Origin of the sequence: Mesorhizobium sp. B2-4-13 (genome assembly GCF_006658535.1) — a bacterium.
In the GTDB taxonomy this organism is placed as follows: domain Bacteria; phylum Pseudomonadota; class Alphaproteobacteria; order Rhizobiales; family Rhizobiaceae; genus Mesorhizobium; species Mesorhizobium australicum.
This window is the reverse complement of sequence record NZ_VFVB01000003.1, coordinates 155,117-175,279: the sequence shown is the minus strand read 5'-3', so window position 1 is coordinate 175,279 and position 20,163 is coordinate 155,117. Positions and strand designations below refer to the sequence as shown.

Sequence of the window (20,163 nt, the reverse complement as noted above, 5' to 3'; positions counted from 1 at the left end):
TTTCGTTTTCAGGGCTGATTTCCGGGCCGTGCTCTGCTATTGCAGTGCACAATTTCCCCACCAAAGGTTCGAACCATGTCCCTGTCCGACGACAGCCGCTATCTCAGGGGCGGCCCGGTTGCCCAGCGCATCATCGCCGCCGTGCGCGAGGACGCGACCATTGCCAAGGCCGAGGGCTTTCCGCCCAAGCTGATCTCGATCACCGTCGGCGATACCGACGCCGTCGACGTCTATGTGCGCAACCAGCGTGCCAAGGCTCAACTCGCCGGCATCGATTTCGAGGAACGGCGCTTTCCCGCGACGATCACCTCAGGTGAACTCGAAGCAGCCATCCATGGGCTGAATGCCGATCCGCGTGTCACCGGCATCATCATCCAGCGGCCGGTGCCGGCGCATATCCCGATCAAGATGCTGCAGGCGGCCGTGCATCCGCTGAAGGACGTCGAGGGCATGCATCCGGCCTCGATCGGCAACATCGTGTACAACCAGCTCGATCTCGCACCTTGCACGGCGGCCGCCTCGGTCGAACTGCTCAAGGAAACCGGCCTCGACCTCAAGGGGCTGGAAGTGGTCATCGTCGGCCATTCGGAAATCGTCGGCAAGCCGATCGCCTTCCTGCTGATGAGCGAAGGCGCGACGGTGACGGTCTGCCATCATATGACACGGTCGGTCGCTGCCCATGCGCGGCGCGCCGATGCGCTGTTCGTCGCTGTTGGCAAGCCGCGGCTGATCAAGGCCGACATGGTCAAGCCGGGTGCCGCCGTCATCGACATCGGCATCAATTCGGAGGTCGGACCGGACGGCACGAGCCGCATCGTCGGCGACGTCGACACCGACAGCGTCAAGGAAGTGGCCTCGTGGATCACGCCGGTGCCGGGAGGCGTCGGTCCGCTGACGGTGGCGATCCTGCTGCGCAATACCATGGTCGCGCTCAGCCGCCAGCGCGCGCTCTACGAGGCGACCTACGGCACGGCCGACAGGCTTGCGGCGGAATAGCGCCCGGCCTACTCCGCCGCGACGAGGCTCTCATCCAGGATGCCATCCGGCCTCGGCCCGCCATAGGCCCAGTCGAGCAGTTTGATCGTGTGCACCACCGGCATGCTGGCGGCGGATGCGATCTGCGTGATGCAACCGATATTGCCGGTGGCGACGATCGAGGCGCCCGTCGCCTCGATGTTTTTCACCTTACGATCGCGCAGCCTGGCCGAAATCTCGGGCTGCAGGATGTTGTAGGTGCCGGCCGAGCCGCAGCAGAGATGGCCCTCGCGCGGCTCGCGCACAATGAAACCGGCCTTGGCGAGCAGCTCCGTCGGCTGCCGGGTGATCTTCTGGCCGTGCTGCATCAAGCAGGCCGAGTGATACGCAACGACCGTGCCCGGCTTGCGCACCGGTTCAGGGAGCTCGAGACTTGCCAGATATTCGGTGATGTCCTTGGCCAGCGCCGACACGCGCGCGGCCTTGTCGGCATAGGCCGGATCGAGCCGCAGCATGAAACCGTAATCCTTGATCGTCGTGCCGCAACCCGATGCGGTGATGACAATGGCGTCGAGCCCGCCCTGCTCGATGGAGCGTGTCCAGGCATCGACATTTTGCCTGGCCGAGGCAAGGGCGGCTTCTTCCCGCCCCATGTGATGAACCAGGGCGCCGCAGCAGCCCTCGCCCGGTGGCACCACGACCTCGACACCGAGCCGCGTCAGCAGCGAGATGGTGGTGTCGTTGATGGCAGGGTCAAGCACCGATTGCGCGCAGCCGGTCAGGATGGCGACACGGCCCTTTTTCGCCCCCTGCCCGGCATGGATATCCGGTAAAGCCATCGGCGGGGCCGCCGGGATCGATGCAGGCGCGAGCTTGAGCATCGCGGCGAGCGGCTTCAGTGCAGGAATCTTCTCGAACAGGCCAATGAAAGGCTTGCCCAGCCTCGCAAGCTTGAGCGCGGTGCGGAAGCGTTGGGGATAGGGCAGCACGAAAGCCAGCATGGCACGAGTCAGTCGGTCGAGCAGCGGCCGCTTGTAGGTTTCCTCGATATGAGCACGAGCATGGTCGACCAGATGCATGTAATTGACGCCCGACGGACAGGTGGTCATGCAGGCCAGGCAGGAGAGGCAGCGGTCGATATGGGTGACGATTTCCTTGTCGGCGGGACGGCCGTTTTCCAGCATGTCCTTGATCAGGTAGATGCGCCCGCGCGGCGAATCGAGCTCGTTGCCAAGCGTTACATAAGTCGGGCAGGTGGCGGTGCAGAAACCGCAATGCACGCATTTGCGCAGGATCTTTTCGGACTCGGCGACATCAGGGTCGGCAAGCTGGGCGGGCGAAAAATTGGTCTGCATCTCTGATGTCCTAGGCCATGCGGCCGGGATTGAGGATGTTCTTCGGGTCGAATTCCTGTTTCAGGCGCTGGCTGAGCGCCGCCAATGCCGGCGCCTGCGGCTCGAACACTGGCAGCGCGACACGATGGGCGGGAGCGGCGCGCACCAACGTCGCGTGGCCGCCGCCATGTTTCCGCAACAGCCCTCGAAGCAGGGTGGCTTCGGGATCGCCCTCCTCCATGCGCAGCCACACCAGCCCGCCCTGCCAGTCGTAGAAGGCACTGACGGCGGCCTGCATGCGTAGGGCCAGAACCATCTGGTGCCCCTGAGCGGGCGTCATCGAGACCCGCCAGACCGGCTTCTCGCTGCCGTCAACGAAGGGTCTGATATCGCGCACGTCGCGCCAGATTGCCTTGGAGGTCTCACCGGAAATCTCCTCCAGCGGCCCGGCTTTGCCGAGCAGGGTCTTCAGCGCGGTGATGCGATAGGCAACCGACGGGCCAAAGCCCTCGACGCGCAGCAGCGTGGCGGCTTCACTGCCGAGCGTCCCGCCGGCCACGCGGGCGGCGATGCGCTCCGGCAGATGGGCAGCGCTCGATACTTCCGCGCTGGAACCAAGGGCCAAGGCCATGGCGGCGCAGGCTGCATCATCGAGCAGGCCACGCACAGCGAGCGTGACTTCGGTCTCGGCCGCAGGCAGCACCTTGAAGGTGACGTCGGTAAAGACGGCCAGCGTGCCCCAGCTGTTGGCCATCAGCTTCGACATATCGTAGCCGGTGACGTTCTTGACCACGCGGCCACCCGACTTGAAGGCCTCGCCGCGACCGGAGACGACATTGATGCCCAGGATATGATCGCGCGCGGCGCCCGCCTTCAGCCGGCGCGGACCGGACAGGTTGGCGCCAAGCACGCCGCCGATGGTGCCTTTGCCCGGCTCGCCACCGAGCAGTGGGCCGTAGTCCATCGGCTCGAAGGCAAGCTGCTGGCCGTTTTCAGCCAGCAGCCTTTCGATCTCGGCCAGCGGCGTGCCTGACTTGGCCGACAGCACCAGTTCTGCGCGTTCATAGAGGGTCACGCCCGAGAGTTTCGACAGGTCGAGCGTATGCTCGGTCTGCAACGGACGGCCGATGCCGCGCTTGGAGCCATGGCCGAGAATTTCGAGCGATGCTTCTTCTGCCGTCGCCCAGGCAACCGTGGAGAGGACTTCGGCTGAAGTGGTGGGGGTGAAGGCGGTCATGCACGCGTGCCCTTCCTCTGCCCCGCAAAGCGGGCGAGAAGTGATAGGTCGCGTTTCTTCACACCCCCCTCTGTCCTGCCGGACATCTCCCCCGCAAGGGGGGAGATCAGATGCCGCATCGGATTTCGCCAACATCCAATGTCTGTTGAACGGCGAGATGCCGGAACTGCTAATCTCCCCCCTTGCGGGGGAGATGTCCGGCAGGACAGAGGGGGGTGTTCAAGCGACAACATGTCCCTCAAAACCTCGGAATATCGGGAAACGCCACCTGCCCCCGATGCACATGCATGCGCCCCAGTTCGGCGCAGCGGCGCAGTTGCGGGAACACCTTTCCGGGATTGAGCAGATGATTGGGATCGAAGGCGCACTTGACGCGCATTTGCTGGTCGAGGTCGACCTGGTTGAACATCTCCGGCATCAGGTCGCGCTTCTCGACCCCGACGCCATGTTCGCCGGTGAGCACGCCACCGACCTTGACGCAAAGCCTCAGAATGTCAGCGCCAAAGCTTTCGGCCTTGTCGAGTTCACCAGGCACGTTGGCGTCATAAAGGATCAGGGGATGCAGATTGCCGTCGCCGGCGTGAAAGACATTGGCGACTCCGAGACCGTATTTTTCCGACAGCTCGCGCATGCCGGCCAGCACGCGCGGCAGCTCCTTGCGTGGGATCGTGCCGTCCATGCAGTAGTAGTCGGGCGAGATGCGGCCAACGGCGGGGAAGGCCGCCTTGCGGCCGGCCCAAAAACTCAGCCGCTCCTGCTCGGACTGCGAGATGCGGCAGGTGGTCGAGCCGTTGCGAATGGCGATTGCCTCGACCGCCGTAATGAGATGGTCGACCTCGACGCCCGGCCCGTCGAGTTCGACGATCAGCAGCGCCTCGACGTCAAGGGGATAACCGGCATGGACGAAATCTTCCGCCGCATGGATCGCCGGCCGGTCCATCATTTCCATGCCGCCCGGAATGATGCCGGCGCCGATGATGTCGGCCACGCATTGGCCGCCCTGCTCGCTGGTCGGAAAGCCGATCAGCAGGGCGCGCGCCGTCTCCGGCTTTTTCAGGATGCGCACGGTGACCTCGGTGACGACGCCGAGCAGGCCTTCGGAGCCGGTCATGACGCCGAGCAGGTCGTAGCCTTCCGCGTCCAGATGCCTGCCGCCGAGCCGCACCACCTCGCCGCTCATCAGCACCATCTCGATACCGAGCACATTGTTGGCGGTCAGGCCGTATTTGAGGCAGTGCACGCCGCCGGAATTCTCCGCGACGTTGCCGCCGATCGAGCAGGCGATCTGGGAGGATGGATCGGGGGCGTAATAAAAGCCCTCCTGCTCGACGGCGGACGTGATGCCGAGATTGGTGACGCCGGGCTGGGCGACGACGATGCGGTTGGGAAAATCGATCTCGAGGATGCGGTTGAATCGGCTCATGACCAGCAGAACCGCGTCTTCCAGCGGCAGCGCACCGCCCGACAGCGAAGTGCCGGATCCCCGCGGCACGACGCGGATGTTGCGGTCGTTGCAGTATTTCAGCAGACGGGAAACCTGCGCCACCGTCTCGGGCAGAACCACGACCAGCGGCACTTGCCGGTAGGCGGTCAGGCCATCGCTTTCGAAGGCCCGCATTTCGTTGGCCGCGTCGACCACGCCCTCGCCCGGCACAATAATGCGCATGTCGGCGACGATTTCGCTGCGCCGGCGCAGCGTCTCGGCGTCTGGCTTGGGCATGGCAAGGCCGGACATCGGCGCTTTCTCCACTCAACTGGTAAAGATGATTTACCAGCTAGCGGCATTTGTTGCAAATCTTGCTTTGATGGTATCGGGGGCGGATGCAGGCAAGGCTTCCGCAGCGGCAATCTGCCGCTGCACAATCCATCCCGCTTCGGAGCTTGGCGCGATCTATTCGGCCGGATGCTTCGCCGGCTCGGAATGCATCTGTCGCACCCTGCGCACGCCCCACCAGACCAGCAGGATGGCGACCGGCACCGATGCGGCGGTAACGACCTCCGGCGCGAAGGCGTGGCCAAAGACCGACGCGCCCTTGGCGACATAGCCGATGAGGCCCACCACATAGTAGGAGACGGCGGCGACCGAGAGCCCTTCGACGGTCTGCTGCAGGCGCAGTTGCAGCCGGGCGCGGTTGTTCATCGAGGCGAGCAGATCGCGGTTCTGCTTCTCGACCTCGACATCGACCCAGGTGCGCAACAGCGTGGTGGCACGGGTCAGCTTTCGCGACAGGTTGGCCTGGCGCTCCTCGACCGAGCGGCAGGTGCGCATGGCTGGCGCCATGCGGCGCAGCAGAAAGCCCGCCCAGGTGTCGTAGCCCAGCACTGGCTCCTCATCCAGTGCCTCGAGCCTTTCAGTGACGATGCCGTCATAAGCGCGACTGGCGCCGAAGCGGTAAAGGCTGGAAGCGGCATCAGCCTCCAGTTCGGCGGCAAGCTCCGTCAGGTCGGCGAGCAGCGTCTGGCTGTCGCGGGTCTCGGCAACTTTCATTTCCAGGGTCGTCTGTGCCAAGCGATCCTCGATGCGGCGGGCGCGGCTGGACAAGGTGAGCGCCAGCGGCAAGCCGAGCATGGCAAGCGTGCGGTAGGTCTCGATGTCGATCAGCCGCTGCGACAGCGCGCCGGTGCTGGCCGGGGTCAGACCACGATCAAGCACCAGCATGCGGGTCATGCCATCGCCGTCCTGGCGGAAGTCGGTGACAATAGCCGCGCTGCCGCGCTCGACGAGCGAGTGACAGAGGCTGGTCGGGTCGAAGCCGGCGATCAGCCTCTCGTTCGCCTGCGTCCACTTGCGGATCTCGAGCCGGATGCCCGAGATGACGGTTCCCGGCGGCGAAAAGCCATTGCCGAACGGCGAATCCTCTTGCCCCCGGTCATTCTCGGCCAGCGGTCCTTCCCAGAGATAGGTCGAGAACTCCGTATGCCGCTCCCAGCGCAGCGTGCCCTTGCCCCATTTCATGGCGTGGTGGCGGGCATGACGCTCGGGGGCGGCGATGCCGAGGCGGCGCGACAGTTCCGAAAGCACGGCATGGTCGACCGCGGAGCCTCCTTCGGTCATGAAGGAGAGCTGGACGAGGACGCGCGGCTTCTCGACGAGTGGATGCGGACGGGCATGAACCTCGCCGAGCGCGCCGGGCCGGCCTTCATGCGCCGGAAAGCCCATGACGCTGCCTTGGCTGCGCGACTGGAATTCAAGATTGGACGTCTCGTCCGACACGTCTGGTCCCCCTGGTTTCGACCCTTCGTGCAATGGTGCCGTCTTGCGGCAATCGACAAGGGACGTAAACAGCAAAGTTTAGCGCGAGGCGACGTGCCGGCGCGATGCGAAAATCGACCGAACCAGGCGAATTGGATAAATAATTTGACCAGTTGGCGACAGACGCTTTAATCTGCGCGACATTCATTCCGTCCCCAGGCGCTTCCTTTGAGCGATATTTTCTCCAGGATCGAGCATTCGCGCACCGCCGACGAAGTCGTGCAGCAGATCGAAAGCCTCATCCTCGAAGGCGTGCTGCGCACTGGCGACCGGCTGCCGGGCGAGCGCGAACTGGCGCGTCAGTTCGATGTGTCGCGGCCCATCCTGCGCGATGCGCTGAAGGCGCTCGAAGGACGTGGGTTGCTGACGACCAAGGCCGGCGGCGGCACGCATGTCGCCGACATTATCGGCCAGTTGTTTACCAAGCCGGTGGCGGACCTGATCTCGACGCATCGCAAGGCGGTGACGGACTATCTGGAGTATCGCCGCGAGGTCGAGGGCATAGCCGCCGAATACGCGGCACGGCGTGCCACACCCGAAGACCTCGCCCTGCTCGACCGCATCATGGCGCGCATGGATGAGGCGCATCGTACCGGCGACTTCGACGACGAGGCGGAAATCGACGTTGAATTCCACCACGCGATCTGCGAATGCGCGCACAACATCCTGCTCTTGCACACGCTGCGCTCCTGCTACCGCCTCTTATCGGAAGGCGTGTTCCAGAACCGGCTGCTGGTGTTCACCGTGCCGGGCGCGCGAGAGGCGCTGCTGGCGCAGCACCGGGCGATCCACACCGCGGTCAGGGCTGGCGATCCGGCCGCCGCCCGCCAGGCGGCGATGGACCACATGACCTATGTCGAGCGCTCGATGGCGGAAGCCGAGCGCAGCGGCGACTGGCAACGCGTGTCGCGGCTGAGGCTAAGGCAGCGCTCGGAAACCGGCGGCAGCGAACCAGCGCGCAGCCGCTCCTAGTTAATTCGATCAAGCGGGGACCATCATGAGCGACATTCTCACCATCGCAGACCTCAAGGATCTCGCGCGCCGGCGCGTGCCCAAGATGTTCTTCGACTATGCCGACTCCGGCGCCTGGACCGAGAGCACCTACCGGGCAAACGAGGAAGACTTCCAGAAGATCAAGTTCCGCCAGCGCGTGCTGGTCGACATGAGCAACCGCTCGCTGGAATCGACCATGATCGGCCAGAAAGTGTCGATGCCGGTGGCGCTTGCGCCGACAGGCCTGACCGGCATGCAGCACGCCGACGGCGAGATGCTGGCAGCGCAGGCGGCTGAGGAATTCGGCGTGCCGTTCACGCTTTCGACGATGAGCATCTGCTCGATCGAGGACGTCGCGTCGGTGACGAAGAAACCGTTCTGGTTCCAGCTCTATGTGCTGCGCGACAAGGATTTCGTCCTCAATTTGATCGACCGGGCGAAGGCGGCGAAGTGCTCGGCGCTGGTGCTGACGCTCGACCTGCAGGTCCTCGGCCAGCGCCACAAGGACGTCCGCAATGGGCTTTCGGCGCCGCCCAAGATGACGCTCGCCAACATCGCCAACATCGCTGTGCGGCCCGGCTGGTGGATGGGCATGGCTGGCACGAAGCGCCGTACCTTCCGCAACATCGTTGGCCATGCCAAGGGCGTCGGCGATGTGGCTTCGTTGTCGTCATGGACGACCGAGCAGTTCGATCCGCACCTGTCGTGGAAGGACGTTGCCTGGATCAAGGAGCGCTGGGGCGGCAAACTGATCCTCAAGGGCATCCTCGACAAGGAGGACGCGCTGATGGCAGCCAACACCGGCGCCGATGCCATCATCGTTTCCAATCATGGCGGGCGCCAGCTCGACGGCGCATCGTCCTCCATCATGGCGCTGGAAGAGATCGCGGATGCGGTCGGCGACAGAATAGAAGTGCATATGGACGGCGGCATCCGCTCCGGCCAGGATGTGTTGAAAGCACTCTGCCTGGGCGCCAAGGGCACCTATATCGGCCGGCCGTTTCTTTACGGCTTGGGCGCGCTCGGCAAGGAAGGGGTTACCAAGGCGTTGGAAATCATCCGCAAGGAGATGGACATCACGCTGGCGCTGTGCGGAAAACGTCTGGTCACCGACATGGGCAAGGACCAACTCCGGCGCTAAGGCCGTGACATCTGACCACGGAGATACCAGAACCTTGGTGGAACCCGGCATCCATTTCCTCGACGCACGCGGCCCGGACGGCGTGCGTCTCTACGCGATCGGCGACGTGCATGGCCGGCTCGACCTGCTGGCCGCCATGCACGGACAGATCGAGGCCGAGATCGCCAGGGACCTGGTCGCGGACTGGCGCATCATCCATCTTGGCGACTATGTCGATCGAGGGCCCGACTCCAAGGGCGTCATCGACTTCCTGATCGAAGCGCGCGAACGCGATCAGCGAAACATGATGCTGGCCGGCAACCACGACCTCGGCTTTCTCGACTTTCTCGAGACACCCGACCCCGAAGGGCTCTTCATCCGTTTTGGCGGCATCCAGACCGCGCAATCCTATGGGGTGACGATCAACAACGGCAGCGGCATTTGGTTCGGCAAGGCCGAGTCAGCCATGCGCAAGGGCCACCAAGCCTTGCTCGCAGCCGTGCCGCAAAGCCATATCGACTTCCTGCGGTCGCTGCCGTTCTCGGTGACGTCAGGCGACTTCTTCTTCTGCCATGCCGGCATAAGGCCAGGCATTGCGCTGGAAAAACAGAATATCCAGGACCTGATCTGGATCCGTGACGTCTTCCACGATCACGACGGTCTCCTCCCGAAGATCGTGGTGCATGGCCACACGCCGGTCCCCGAGGCGGAAGTGATGGCCAACCGCGTCAATGTCGACACGCTTGCCTGGCAGTCAGGCATGCTTACCGCGCTCGTCGTGGACGGCGCGGACAAACGCATCCTGGAAATGTCGATAAAGGAACCTTGAGGCCCCGGCGCCCAAGGGCGCGAGGATACTGGCGCGAGGGATACTCGCGCGAGCGATGCCTGGGCTTTAGCGCAGGGAGGCGGTGACGCCGTAGCCGTCGACCGCATTGTGGTTGTTGGCGGCATCGGCGGCATAGATGCCAAGGCCGCAAAGCACGATGGCGGACAGCATGGCAAAGGACAGAAGAGCTGCTTTCACGGACGTCATCTCTTGTTGAGCTTTCTGCATCTGTGCACGAGGCGGTTACCAATGCGTTGAAACGGAAAAATCGCTTCAAAGTTTCGACGATTTCGCGCTTCTAGGCGTGTTCTGTATCGATGGTGTGTCGCACGGGTCACACAAAAGGTTCATCCCGGTTGCACAGCCGATATAGCGCGCGCCTTCTAGGATAGCGGGCGGACACAAGCCAAGGATGAAAGGGTTTTCCCCAGACGGATTCCGGCCCACGTGCCAATTATGTCACGCGGTAGGACGCGGAAGCGAATGCTTAGATCGTCGCCACCCAGGCGCGGGCGATGGCGAGGCCGGCAGCATCGGCATCAGGGCCGTTGCGGGCCATTTCGTCCTCGAGCTCGCCGGCCCAGTCGGGATGGCGCGCGGCAATGGTCGGCGCGAAGGAGGAACTCCAGTCCTTCACCAGCGGCCGGTCGGCCTCGAAATGGAACTGGAAGCCGTAGACGGCGCGGCCGACCCGAAACGCCTGGTTTTCGGCGACATCGTTGCCGGCGAGCCGCACGGCGTCGTCCGGCAGCTCGAATGTATCGTCATGCCACTGGAAGATCGGGAATGTTTCCGGCAGTGCAGACAGCACTGGGTCGGCCTTGGCATCCGGGGTCAACGACACGCCGCGCCAGCCGAATTCATTGGCGCCGCCAATGCGGTTTTCGCCGCCAAAGGCGCGGGCGACGAGTTGACCCCCGAGACAGATGCCGAGCACTGCGCGGTCCTTGCCGGCAAAATCGCGGGTCAGTTCCAGCAGCGCCGGGAAATAGGGATAGTCTTCGTCGTCCAGTGCATTCTGGCCACCGCCGAGCACCACCATGGCATCATGGCCGGTTGCGTCCCGTGGCAGCGCATCACCCTTGTAGGGAAGGCGCACATCGAGATCGGCACCCGCTTCCGCGAGCGCCGCGCCAACCTGGCCAAGGCCGGTATTGTCGAAGTTCTGGACCACCAGCACCCGCATGGCAAACCCTGCTGACATGAAAACGAGGAAACCAGCGATATCATGCCGCCAGTATCGCAGCCAAGATGCGTATCCTAGGAGAAAACCATGCCACTGCAGAACCGGGTCGATCCGTTCGGCGCCATTCATGCCGTGCCGGAGCGCGGCCTGTTCACCGGCAATCGCGGCATCATCCACGACCCCGCGACAAAGACGCTCCTGAAAAAGCGCTGGGCGCTTCAGGCCTGGATCATCTGCGTGTGCCAATTCCGCAATGTGCGGCGCGAGCCGATGGGCCGCAACCGGGCCGGTGGCAAGGCCGGCTGGACCGAACTGTTCTTCCTCGACGAGGTGACGGCGCTCGCCGCCGGGCATCGTCCCTGCTTCTTTTGCCAGCGCGAACGAGCCAGGGATTTTGTCAGCCGCTTCGGCCAAGCCTTCGTCATTGCCGAGCCGCGTGCGCCGCAGGTGGACAAACGGCTGCACAAGGAGCGGTTGGCGTCGGGTGGCAAACGGCCTGCCGTCGCGATGGACGCGCTTGCCCGCCTCCCCGACGGCGCGATGATCGCAACCGGCGGCAGCACCTACGCCTTGTGCCACGGCAAGGCGCTGCCATGGTCTTTTGCCGGATACGGCCCGCCTACCAGCCTGGATCGGTTCGAGGACGAGACGCTGGTGCTGCTGACCCCGGAAACGACGGTTGCTATCCTGCGTCACGGCTTTCAGCCTGTGTGGCATCCCTCCGCCAAGGCTTGACGCCGGCGGCCGCCTCGCCCATTCCTCGGCCATGCGCGCCAACTACAAGATGCAACGTCTGTTCGTGCCCGACGACCTCGGACTGGACATCGAGGTCGAACCCGGCCAGCAGCAGAGCCATTATCTCCTGCATGTGCTGCGGCTCGCCGAAGGCGCCGAGATCCTTGTCTTCAATGGCCGCGACGGCGAGTGGTCGGCCGCGATATCAGCGAAATCGAAGCGCTCGGTGCGGCTGAAAGTAATGGCGCTGCAAAGGCCGCAGCCGCCTTTGCCTGACCTGATCTATTGCTTCGCACCGCTGAAGCAGGGCCGGCTGGATTATCTCGTGCAGAAGGCGGTCGAGATGGGCGCCGGCGTCCTGCAGCCGGTCATCACCCAGCACACGCAGGTGGCCAAGCCGTCGATCGATCGCCTGCGCGCCAATGTCGTCGAGGCCGCCGAACAATGCGGCATCCTGGCGGTGCCAGAAGTGCGCGAGGCGGAAAAATTCGAGCGCCTGCTGACCGGCTGGGACAAGGAACGCCGGTTGATCTTCTGCGACGAGGACGCCTCGACCAACAACCCACTGCCTGCGTTGCAGACGGTGAAGGAGAAGAAGCTCGCCCTGCTGGTCGGGCCCGAGGGCGGCTTTTCCGACGAGGAGCGCAAGATGCTGCGGGCGCTCCCCTTCGTGACCGCCATTCCGCTCGGGCCGCGTATCCTGCGTGCCGATACGGCGGCCGTGGCAGCGCTTGCGGTGATGCAGGCAACAATTGGCGAATGGTAGTGCTCTGTCTCTTGCAAGAGGTGTTTGCTGGGCGTGGCCTTCAATTCCTCTTGACCTGTGGCTCAGGATTTTTCGCTTGATCGGCTACTGACATTTCGTCCATTTAGCGCCGGCGGTGGTCCAACCGCCTTTGAGGGCTTGAGAATGGCGCGCGACACAACCGATTTCCGGCCCATCGAAGGCATAGACGAGCTTGTCGAGCACCTGGCCGAAGGCAACAAGCCGCGCGAAAAATGGCGCATCGGCACCGAGCACGAGAAATTCCCGTTCTATGTCGATGGCAACGCACCGGTGCCCTATGGTGGTGAGCGCGGCATCCGCGCCATCCTTGAAGGCATGCAGAACAAGCTTGGCTGGGATCCGATCATGGATGACGGCCGCATCATCGGCTTGGTCGAACCAACGGGCCAGGGGGCAATTTCGCTCGAGCCCGGCGGCCAGTTCGAGCTTTCCGGCGCGCCGCTGGAGACGATCCACCAGACCTGCCGCGAGGGCAACGCCCATCTGGCGCAGGTGCGCGAGATCGCCGAGCCGATGGGCATCCGCTTCCTCGGCCTCGGCGGCAGCCCGAAATGGTCGTTGGCCGAGACACCGAAAATGCCGAAGTCGCGCTATGAGATCATGACGCGCTACATGCCCAAGGTCGGCACCAAGGGCCTCGACATGATGTACCGCACCTGCACGATCCAGGTGAACCTCGACTTCGAGAGCGAGGCCGACATGCGCCGCAAGATGCAGGTGTCGCTGAAGCTGCAGCCGCTGTCGACCGCACTGTTCGCCAACTCGCCCTTCACCGACAGCCGGCCGAACGGGCTGCAGAGCTGGCGCGGCGACATCTGGCGCGACACCGACAACCAGCGCTCGGGCCTGCTCGAATTCTGCTTCTCGCCCGATTTCGGTTTCGCCGACTATGTCGAATGGGCACTCGACGTGCCGATGTATTTCGTCATTCGCGATGGCCGTTATCACGACATGACGCATATCACCTTCCGCCAGTTCATGGCCGGGGCCGCGCGCAATGAAGTGCCGGACGGGCTGCCGACGATGGGCGACTGGGCGAACCATCTGTCGACGCTGTTCCCGGACGTGCGGCTCAAGCGTTTCCTTGAAATGCGCGGCGCCGATGGCGGTCCCTGGCGGCGCATCTGCGCGCTGCCGGCCTTCTGGGTCGGGCTGCTCTACGACGAGGTGGCACTCGACGCGGCCGAGGCGTTGACGTCGAGCTGGACCTACAAGGAAGTCCTGGCCATGCGCAACGCCGTGCCGGAGCTCGGCATTGCCGCGCCCTTCCGCAACACGACGTTGCGCGAGGTCGCCCGCGACGTCATGGCCATTTCGCGCACGGGGTTGAGGAACCGCGGCAAGAAGAACCGTGACGGCTACGACGAAACCTCGTTCCTCAACACGCTCGACGAGGTCGTGGCGCGCGGCACCACCAGTGCGGAGGAGATGCTGTCGGCCTACCACACGCGCTGGGGCGGCTCGATCGAGCCGGTGTTCATGGAGTATGCCTATTAACCGCGAGCCATGGCGGGTGGCAAAAGTAACTTCAATCGGGCGCTGAAACGAATTAGGCTCTCTTTCGAGGATTTCCCGGAGGAGAAGCCGATGCCTACCTTGTTCGACATGCTGGCGCAGGCCCAGAACGGCAACGGCATGCAGGCGCTTGCCCAGCAATACGGGCTTTCGCTGCAGCAGACGCAGGCGGCGGTCGCCGCACTGCTGCCAGCCTTTTCACAAGGGTTGCAACGCAACACCGCCGATCCCTATGGGCTCGGCGCCTTCATGACAGCGATGGCAAGCGGCCAGCACGCTAAATATTTCGAGGACGCCACGCGCGCCTTCTCGCCGCAAGGCGTCAACGAGGGCAACGGCATTCTGGGACATCTGTTCGGTTCGAAAGACCTGTCGCGCGCCGTGGCCAGCCAGGCGGCGCAGGCGAGCGGCGTCAGCCAGCAGATCTTGCAGCAGATGCTGCCTGCTATCGCCTCGATGGTGATGGGCGGGCTGTTCAAGCAGACGACAAACCAGATGCAGGCAGCGGCTGGTCTTGGCGGCGGCGGCAACAATCCACTGGGCGAGATCATTGAGCAGATGATGCGGCAAGGCGGCATGCAGGCGCCAGCGCCGCAACAGCGCCAGGCGCCACCGCCTCAGAACCCCATGGACAACCCGCTCGGCAAGGTCTTGCAGGACATGTTCGGCGGCGGCTCACCGCAGCCGCAAAGCCAGCCGCAGCCAGCACCCAATCCCTATGGCGACAATCCGCTCGGCAAGGTGCTGCAGGACATGTTCGGTGGCGGCGCGCCGCAGCAACCACAAAGCCGGCCCCAGCCCCAGCAGACACAGAGCCCCTACGGCGACAACCCGCTAGGGAAAATCTTCGAGGAGATGCTGCGGCAAGGTGGAGGCGGCGGCCTCGGGATGCCCGGCGGGCAGCCGGCGCCGCAACCTCAAGCGCCGCAACCGCAGCAGCGCCAGGCACCACAGCCCCAAGCCAATCCGAGCGGACGGCCACGGAACCCGTTCGACGACATTTTCGGCAAGATGTTCCAGACCGGAGCCCAGCAGCGCGACGAATACCAGAAGGGCGTGGAAACGATCTTCGACCAGTTCAAGCGGGACATGGACCGGCGGTAGTCGCCCGGCCTTCGGTAAACCTTAAAGGAAAAGCCCGGTCCTTGGGAGGACCGGGCAGCGTGCAGGCAGGCCGGCGGGGAACCGGCAGGGAGTGGGGAGCCTGCAGAACCTTGGTCGCGCTGAACCGTGAAAGGGTTCAACGCAACCGAAGCTGAACCAATCAGGCCACCTTGCGGGCGATTTCCTCGATCGTTTCCACGCGATCGCTGGCGATCTCACGCAGGATTGCCGTCGGGTCACGGCCAAACGACACGTCGATTGCGACATGCAGGTCGGCGCGCGTGAGGCCGATATCGGCGAGTTCTGCATCCGACATCTCGCCAAGGCGGTAGAAGGCGCGGCGGTTTTTCCAGGCGCGGTAGGTGTTGGAGACAATGTTGGCCACGCGCGTCGCAACAGCCGGACGCGAGGTGATGCGCGAGGTCTCGGTGGCGAAATCGATCGTGGTCATGTCGGTCTCCTTCAGACTCGAACGGACGAAACCCGACGATCGGCGCTGGCGACAGCGGCCGTTCCGGTCTCAAATACAATTCTAGAGATGCATGTCGTCGTCTCAAAACCGGTGTCCACTTTTGGGCGACATGCATGGCTTTCATTTGGACAATGCCAATTTGCCATCGACCGATTGATTAATCCAACGAATGTTTCTAATCTTTAATATCAACAGCAGTGATGGATTGGACCGATGAAAGCGCCGCTCGATCTCGATCAATTGCAGACCTTCATCTCGATTGCCGATACCGGCAGCTTCACCCGCGCTGCGGAAGAAGTGCACCGCACCCAGTCGGCGGTGTCGATGCAGATGCGCCGGCTGGAGGAGCGGATCGGCAAGCCGCTGTTCGAGAAGGAGGGGCGCTCGAACAGGCTGACGGAGGAAGGCGACAAACTGCTCTCCTACGCAAGGCGATTGCTCTATCTCAACCGCGAAACGCTCGCCTCCTTCGACGACCAGCGGCTCGAAGGCACGATCCGCATCGGCACGCCTGACGATTATGCGGACCGTTTCCTGCCCGAGATCATGGCACGGTTCACGCGCTCCAATCCGCGCGTCGAACTGACCGTCATCTGCGAACCGACGCCGGGGCTGGTCGAGCACATCAAGCGCGGCAATCTCGACCTGGCGCTGGTGACGCACAATGATGTGCGCGGCCAGTCGGAGGTGGTGCGGCGTGAACCGCTGCTCTGGGTCTCCTCGGCCAACCATGCGACACATGAACAGGAGACGCTGCCGATGGCCTTCGGCCGGCCGAACTGCATCTGGAGGCGCGCCGCGGTCGACGTGTTGGACCAGCAGAACCGCGACTACCGCATCCTGTTCACCAGTTTCTCAGCGACCGTGATCACCGCCGCCGTGCTGTCGGGGCTGGCGATCTCGGTGCTGCCGGAATGCGCGCTCAGGCCCGGCATGCGGGTGCTGGGCGAGGCGGACGGCTTCGGCGCCCTGCCCGACTGCCGCATCGGCATCATGCGCGGCCAGACCTCGCGGCCGGAGATCGTCGATGCGCTTGCCCGCCACATCTCGGAAAGCCTGGACAACATCTCCGTGCCGCTCGGCGAGGAGACGGGGACGTTCGATTTCGCGGCCCTCGCCTTTGCCAAGATGAAGCGAAGCAAGCCGAACCAGATCCTGCCGGGCTGGTAAAAAGCGGGTCATGACTATCGGGCCTGACACGGCCGCCTTGACGTCGGCGTCCAACCGGCCCCCAATCGACCGATGAGCGAAGCAGCATCCGAATCACGCACCAACGCCACCGAATACACGGTGAGCGAAATATCAGGCGCGCTGAAGCGCACGGTCGAGGACGTCTTCGGCAATGTGCGGGTGCGCGGCGAAATCTCAGGTTATCGTGGGCCGCATTCCTCCGGCCATGCTTATTTCGCGCTCAAGGACGACCGTGCGCGGCTCGACGCCGTGGTCTGGAAAGGCACGATGAGCCGGCTGAAATTTCGTCCCGAGGAAGGGATGGAGGTGATCGCCACCGGCAAGCTCACCACCTATCCCGGCAAGTCCAATTACCAGATCGTCATCGACAATCTCGAGCCGGCCGGCGCCGGGACGCTGATGGCGCTGCTGGAGGAACGCAAACGCCGGCTGCAGGCGGAGGGCCTTTTCGATGCGGTGCGCAAACGCCGGCTGCCGTTCATGCCACGCGTCATCGGCGTGGTCACCTCGCCGACCGGCTCGGTCATCCGCGACATCATCCATCGCATCAAGGACCGCTTTCCACTGCATGTGCTGGTCTGGCCCGTGCGGGTTCAAGGTGACACGGCGAGTGCGGAAGTGACCAATGCCGTCACCGGTTTTAACGCGCTGGCATGGGACAGCCCCATTCAGCGCCCCGATCTGCTGATCGTGGCGCGCGGCGGCGGCAGCCTGGAAGATCTGTGGGGCTTCAACGACGAGGCACTCGCCCGCGCGGTCGCTGCCTCGGGCATTCCGGTGATTTCGGCTGTCGGCCACGAAACCGACTGGACGCTGATCGACCTTGTCGCGGATGTGCGGGCGCCGACACCGACGGGCGCGGCCGAAATCGCCGTGCCAGTGAAGGCTGACCTCGAAGCGACGCTGGCCAGCCTCGGCGCGCGGCTCAAGGCCGCCGTCTTGCGCAATTTCGAACGCAAGCGGCAGGCAGCCCGTGCGGCGGCGCGTGCGCTGCCCTCGCCCGATCAATTGCTGGCGCTGCCGCGCCGGCGCCTGGACGAGGCGACATCTAGGCTCGGTCGTGGCCTGATGGTTTCCACCGAGCGCAAGCGGGCGCGATTCTTCGCTGTAAAATTGACGCCGGCAATGCTGTCGCAGCGGATTGCCGAAGCGCGGCGCACCAACGACCGTAGCCTTTTGCGGGCGCAAGGGGCGCTGCGCACTCTGGCCAGAAGCCGGCGCGCGGAGCTCAATCGTGCCGCGGATCAGTTGCCAAAATGCGCCAAGGCATCGCTGCAGCGGCACAGGCAGCAATTGGCTTTGCTGCAGGGCCGCATCACGATCGAGCCGGCAGCCCGGCGCCAACGTGTGCAGAGGGATCTTCTGACGGCTTTGACGAGACGCGGCGGCCAGGCAATGCTGCTCAGGCTGGAGCGGTTGCGCGGCCGCATCGTCCAGGCCGACCGGCTGATGGCGACGCTTTCGCACAAGGCCGTCCTGGCGCGCGGCTTCGCGCTGGTGAAGGATGCCGACGGCGCGGTCATCAAGCAGGCCGCCGAGGTGGCGTCGGGGATGGCGCTGTCGCTGGAGTTCGCCGATGGCACGGCGGATGCGGTGGCAACCAGTGGCGCGGCGCGGCCAAAGCCCGTGGCCAGACCGGCGGCAAAGGCAAAAGAACCCGGCAATCAGGGATCCTTGTTCTAAGAGCATGATCGACAATCCGCACCACCTGGCAACGCCGTCCGGCAAGCCGCGCGCGCGAAGCTTCACTATCGGCTTCGACGGAACGCCAGGGCCGTTCAACGCGATCACCGACGTGCCCGGCGTCGCTGTAGGCTATGCGACGCTGATATCGGGCGATGGTCCGCTTATCGTCGGCAAGGGGCCGGTGCGCACCGGCGTGACCGCAATCCTGCCGAGGCCGCGCTCCGAATTGGCCACCCCGGTCTTCGCCGGCATTTTCAGCCAGAACGGCAATGGCGAGATGACCGGCTCGCACATCATCGAGGAAACCGGCGCCTTCAACTTCCCGATCACCATCACCAACACGCATTCCTGCGGTGTTTCGCGTGACGGCACGCTGCGCTGGATGAACCGGGGGCTGCCGGTGGCGGCGGAGACTTATGACGGACTTCTCAACGACATCAACGGCCACCATCTAACGTCGGAGCACGTCGCCGACGCCCTTGACGGCGCCGCCGGCGGACCGGTCGAGGAAGGCAGCGTCGGCGGCGGCACCGGCATGATCACCTTCGGCTTCAAGGCAGGGTCCGGCACGGCCTCGCGCATCGTCGCATGGCAGGGGCGCACCTACACGGTCGGCGCCTTCGTGCAGTCGAATTTCGGCAAGCGGCATAATTTCACCATTCGCGGCCTGCGCGCCGAGCCCGAACTCACCGAACCGGCGATCCGCGAAGCCACGTCGCGCGCGGAAAAGGGCTCAATTATCGCCGTCGTCGCGACCGACGCGCCTTTCCTGCCGCATCAGATGAAGCGATTGGCGCGCCGTGTGCCGCTCGGCGTCGCCTTGACGGGCGGCTTCGGCTATCACAGTTCGGGCGATATCTTCCTCGCCTTCTCGACGGCCAATCCCGCCGCGGCGCTGGGGCTGTCCGGCCGCATCGCCAGCGCCGATTTCATCCCCGATACAGACATCGACCCGTTCTTCGATGCGGTGATCCAGACGGTGGAGGAATCCATCCTCAACGCTCTTATCGCCAATGACGACATGACCGGGCGCGACGGCAATTTCGTGCCGGCGCTGCCAAAGGCCTGGCTGGAAGAAAAGTTTGGCTGAGAGGAATGGCTGAGACGAAAACGCGGGCCGAAGCCCGCGCGTTTCGAACAGGTTTGACCCGCAGTTATTCCGCGGCTTTGCTTGAGGCCTGCTGGTTTTCGTCGGCCTCGGCCGCTTCCTCGAGCCGGGAAGCGATCAATTCCTGGATGTCGCCGACTTCCTCCTGGATGTCCTCCAGCGGTATGCCGACCTCGGCCGCCTTGGCGGCGCATTCGCGGGCCAACGTCTCGGCCTGCTTCTCGATCCTGGCGTGGGACTGGCAATGGACCTTTTCGCCGATCCATCCCCGCAAGAACTCGATCGCGTGTTCACTCATACTGCTGTTCCCTGGCGGCAAAGCCGGTTGGTAATCATAAGCGTCGGCATCCCGCGAAGGATGCATGTTCCCATTCGAGCCGAGTCGCGGCCAGCCGGCAAGCCGAAGCCGTCCAGGGTCCACAGAGCCGAAGGAAATCGAGGGGTGAAGAACATTTTCTGATTCTGAAGGACTGTACCGTTGGCGGGGTCTTCCCGCTCCGAGCAATTGCTTCTACCTTTTACGGCTTCCAGTCCGTTTCTTAATCTCACTGGCTGTCGCTACAGCCGCCTATGACGTTGCGCTTCAAGGCGTGAGCCCGCGAAGCCGCCGCTATATAGTGACATCCACATCCGATGTC

General features: G+C 64.1%; 19 protein-coding genes. 11 read left to right on the top strand and 8 right to left on the bottom strand.

The window, feature by feature from the left end; genetic code table 11:
• The first annotated feature begins 75 nt into the window (after window positions 1-75).
• Window positions 76-996 carry a bifunctional 5,10-methylenetetrahydrofolate dehydrogenase/5,10-methenyltetrahydrofolate cyclohydrolase gene (locus tag FJ936_RS08885; RefSeq protein WP_140715542.1) on the top strand — a complete coding sequence of 307 codons (921 nt, stop codon included), beginning with the start codon at window positions 76-78 and terminating at the stop codon, window positions 994-996.
• Between the two features lie 8 nt (window positions 997-1,004).
• On the opposite strand, the gene glcF is transcribed toward FJ936_RS08885, so the two are convergent.
• From glcF to FJ936_RS08860, 4 genes are all read right to left on the bottom strand, one after another.
• Window positions 1,005-2,330, bottom strand: a complete 1,326-nt coding sequence (glcF, locus tag FJ936_RS08880; protein ID WP_140792914.1) for a glycolate oxidase subunit GlcF — start codon at window positions 2,328-2,330, stop codon at window positions 1,005-1,007.
• A gap of 10 nt (window positions 2,331-2,340) precedes the next feature.
• The gene (locus tag FJ936_RS08875; RefSeq protein WP_140792916.1) at window positions 2,341-3,546 is read right to left on the bottom strand and encodes an FAD-binding protein; all 1,206 of its coding nucleotides are present in this window, start codon (window positions 3,544-3,546) and stop codon (window positions 2,341-2,343) included.
• A gap of 238 nt (window positions 3,547-3,784) precedes the next feature.
• Complete coding sequence (locus FJ936_RS08865) at window positions 3,785-5,281, bottom strand: FAD-linked oxidase C-terminal domain-containing protein (protein WP_140792918.1); 1,497 nt, start codon at window positions 5,279-5,281, stop codon at window positions 3,785-3,787.
• Window positions 5,282-5,437: 156 nt separating this feature from the next.
• Window positions 5,438-6,760: a DUF3422 family protein gene (locus tag FJ936_RS08860; RefSeq protein ID WP_140792920.1), complete on the bottom strand. Its 1,323-nt coding sequence runs from the start codon at window positions 6,758-6,760 to the stop codon at window positions 5,438-5,440.
• 207 nt (window positions 6,761-6,967) lie between these two features.
• On the opposite strand from FJ936_RS08860, the gene FJ936_RS08855 reads away from it, so the two are divergent.
• The 3 genes from FJ936_RS08855 to FJ936_RS08845 are packed head-to-tail and all read left to right on the top strand — an operon-like array spanning window position 6,968 to window position 9,741.
• Window positions 6,968-7,771 (top strand): FCD domain-containing protein, encoded by an 804-nt coding sequence (locus tag FJ936_RS08855; protein ID WP_015316499.1) that lies wholly within the window; start codon window positions 6,968-6,970, stop codon window positions 7,769-7,771.
• Window positions 7,772-7,796: 25 nt separating this feature from the next.
• Window positions 7,797-8,933 carry an alpha-hydroxy acid oxidase gene (locus FJ936_RS08850; protein WP_015316498.1) on the top strand — a complete coding sequence of 379 codons (1,137 nt, stop codon included), beginning with the start codon at window positions 7,797-7,799 and terminating at the stop codon, window positions 8,931-8,933.
• 34 nt (window positions 8,934-8,967) lie between these two features.
• Complete coding sequence (locus tag FJ936_RS08845) at window positions 8,968-9,741, top strand: metallophosphoesterase (protein ID WP_140792922.1); 774 nt, start codon at window positions 8,968-8,970, stop codon at window positions 9,739-9,741.
• 66 nt (window positions 9,742-9,807) lie between these two features.
• Here FJ936_RS08845 and FJ936_RS31145 read toward each other — a convergent pair whose 3' ends face one another.
• Entirely contained in the window at window positions 9,808-9,939 is a 132-nt protein-coding gene (locus tag FJ936_RS31145; protein ID WP_013893872.1) for a hypothetical protein, read from the bottom strand.
• 289 nt (window positions 9,940-10,228) lie between these two features.
• On the bottom strand, window positions 10,229-10,927 hold the full coding sequence (locus tag FJ936_RS08835; RefSeq protein WP_140792941.1) for a type 1 glutamine amidotransferase: 699 nt from the start codon (window positions 10,925-10,927) through the stop codon (window positions 10,229-10,231).
• 87 nt (window positions 10,928-11,014) lie between these two features.
• Between FJ936_RS08835 and FJ936_RS08830 the strand changes: the two genes are divergently transcribed.
• From FJ936_RS08830 to FJ936_RS08815, 4 genes are all read left to right on the top strand, one after another.
• On the top strand, window positions 11,015-11,662 hold the full coding sequence (locus tag FJ936_RS08830; RefSeq protein ID WP_140792924.1) for a hypothetical protein: 648 nt from the start codon (window positions 11,015-11,017) through the stop codon (window positions 11,660-11,662).
• Between the two features lie 31 nt (window positions 11,663-11,693).
• Window positions 11,694-12,428, top strand: a complete 735-nt coding sequence (locus tag FJ936_RS08825; RefSeq protein ID WP_140792939.1) for a 16S rRNA (uracil(1498)-N(3))-methyltransferase — start codon at window positions 11,694-11,696, stop codon at window positions 12,426-12,428.
• Between the two features lie 144 nt (window positions 12,429-12,572).
• On the top strand, window positions 12,573-13,946 hold the full coding sequence (locus FJ936_RS08820; RefSeq protein ID WP_140725629.1) for a glutamate--cysteine ligase: 1,374 nt from the start codon (window positions 12,573-12,575) through the stop codon (window positions 13,944-13,946).
• Window positions 13,947-14,036: 90 nt separating this feature from the next.
• On the top strand, window positions 14,037-15,068 hold the full coding sequence (locus FJ936_RS08815; protein ID WP_141906387.1) for a DUF937 domain-containing protein: 1,032 nt from the start codon (window positions 14,037-14,039) through the stop codon (window positions 15,066-15,068).
• Between the two features lie 160 nt (window positions 15,069-15,228).
• Here the strand turns inward: FJ936_RS08815 and FJ936_RS08810 are convergent, their stop codons facing one another.
• Window positions 15,229-15,519, bottom strand: coding sequence for a DUF1127 domain-containing protein (locus FJ936_RS08810; protein WP_140725632.1), 291 nt, complete (start codon window positions 15,517-15,519; stop codon window positions 15,229-15,231).
• A gap of 234 nt (window positions 15,520-15,753) precedes the next feature.
• On the opposite strand from FJ936_RS08810, the gene FJ936_RS08805 reads away from it, so the two are divergent.
• The 3 genes from FJ936_RS08805 to FJ936_RS08795 all read left to right on the top strand — a co-directional run bounded on the left by FJ936_RS08805 (window position 15,754) and on the right by FJ936_RS08795 (window position 19,507).
• Window positions 15,754-16,710, top strand: a complete 957-nt coding sequence (locus tag FJ936_RS08805; protein WP_141906386.1) for a LysR substrate-binding domain-containing protein — start codon at window positions 15,754-15,756, stop codon at window positions 16,708-16,710.
• Between the two features lie 72 nt (window positions 16,711-16,782).
• Window positions 16,783-18,414 carry an exodeoxyribonuclease VII large subunit gene (gene xseA, locus FJ936_RS08800; protein ID WP_141906385.1) on the top strand — a complete coding sequence of 544 codons (1,632 nt, stop codon included), beginning with the start codon at window positions 16,783-16,785 and terminating at the stop codon, window positions 18,412-18,414.
• Between the two features lie 4 nt (window positions 18,415-18,418).
• Entirely contained in the window at window positions 18,419-19,507 is a 1,089-nt protein-coding gene (locus tag FJ936_RS08795; RefSeq protein ID WP_141906384.1) for a P1 family peptidase, read from the top strand.
• Window positions 19,508-19,571: 64 nt separating this feature from the next.
• Here the strand turns inward: FJ936_RS08795 and FJ936_RS08790 are convergent, their stop codons facing one another.
• Window positions 19,572-19,823, bottom strand: coding sequence for a DUF768 domain-containing protein (locus FJ936_RS08790; RefSeq protein WP_015316487.1), 252 nt, complete (start codon window positions 19,821-19,823; stop codon window positions 19,572-19,574).
• Window positions 19,824-20,163: the final 340 nt, after the last annotated feature.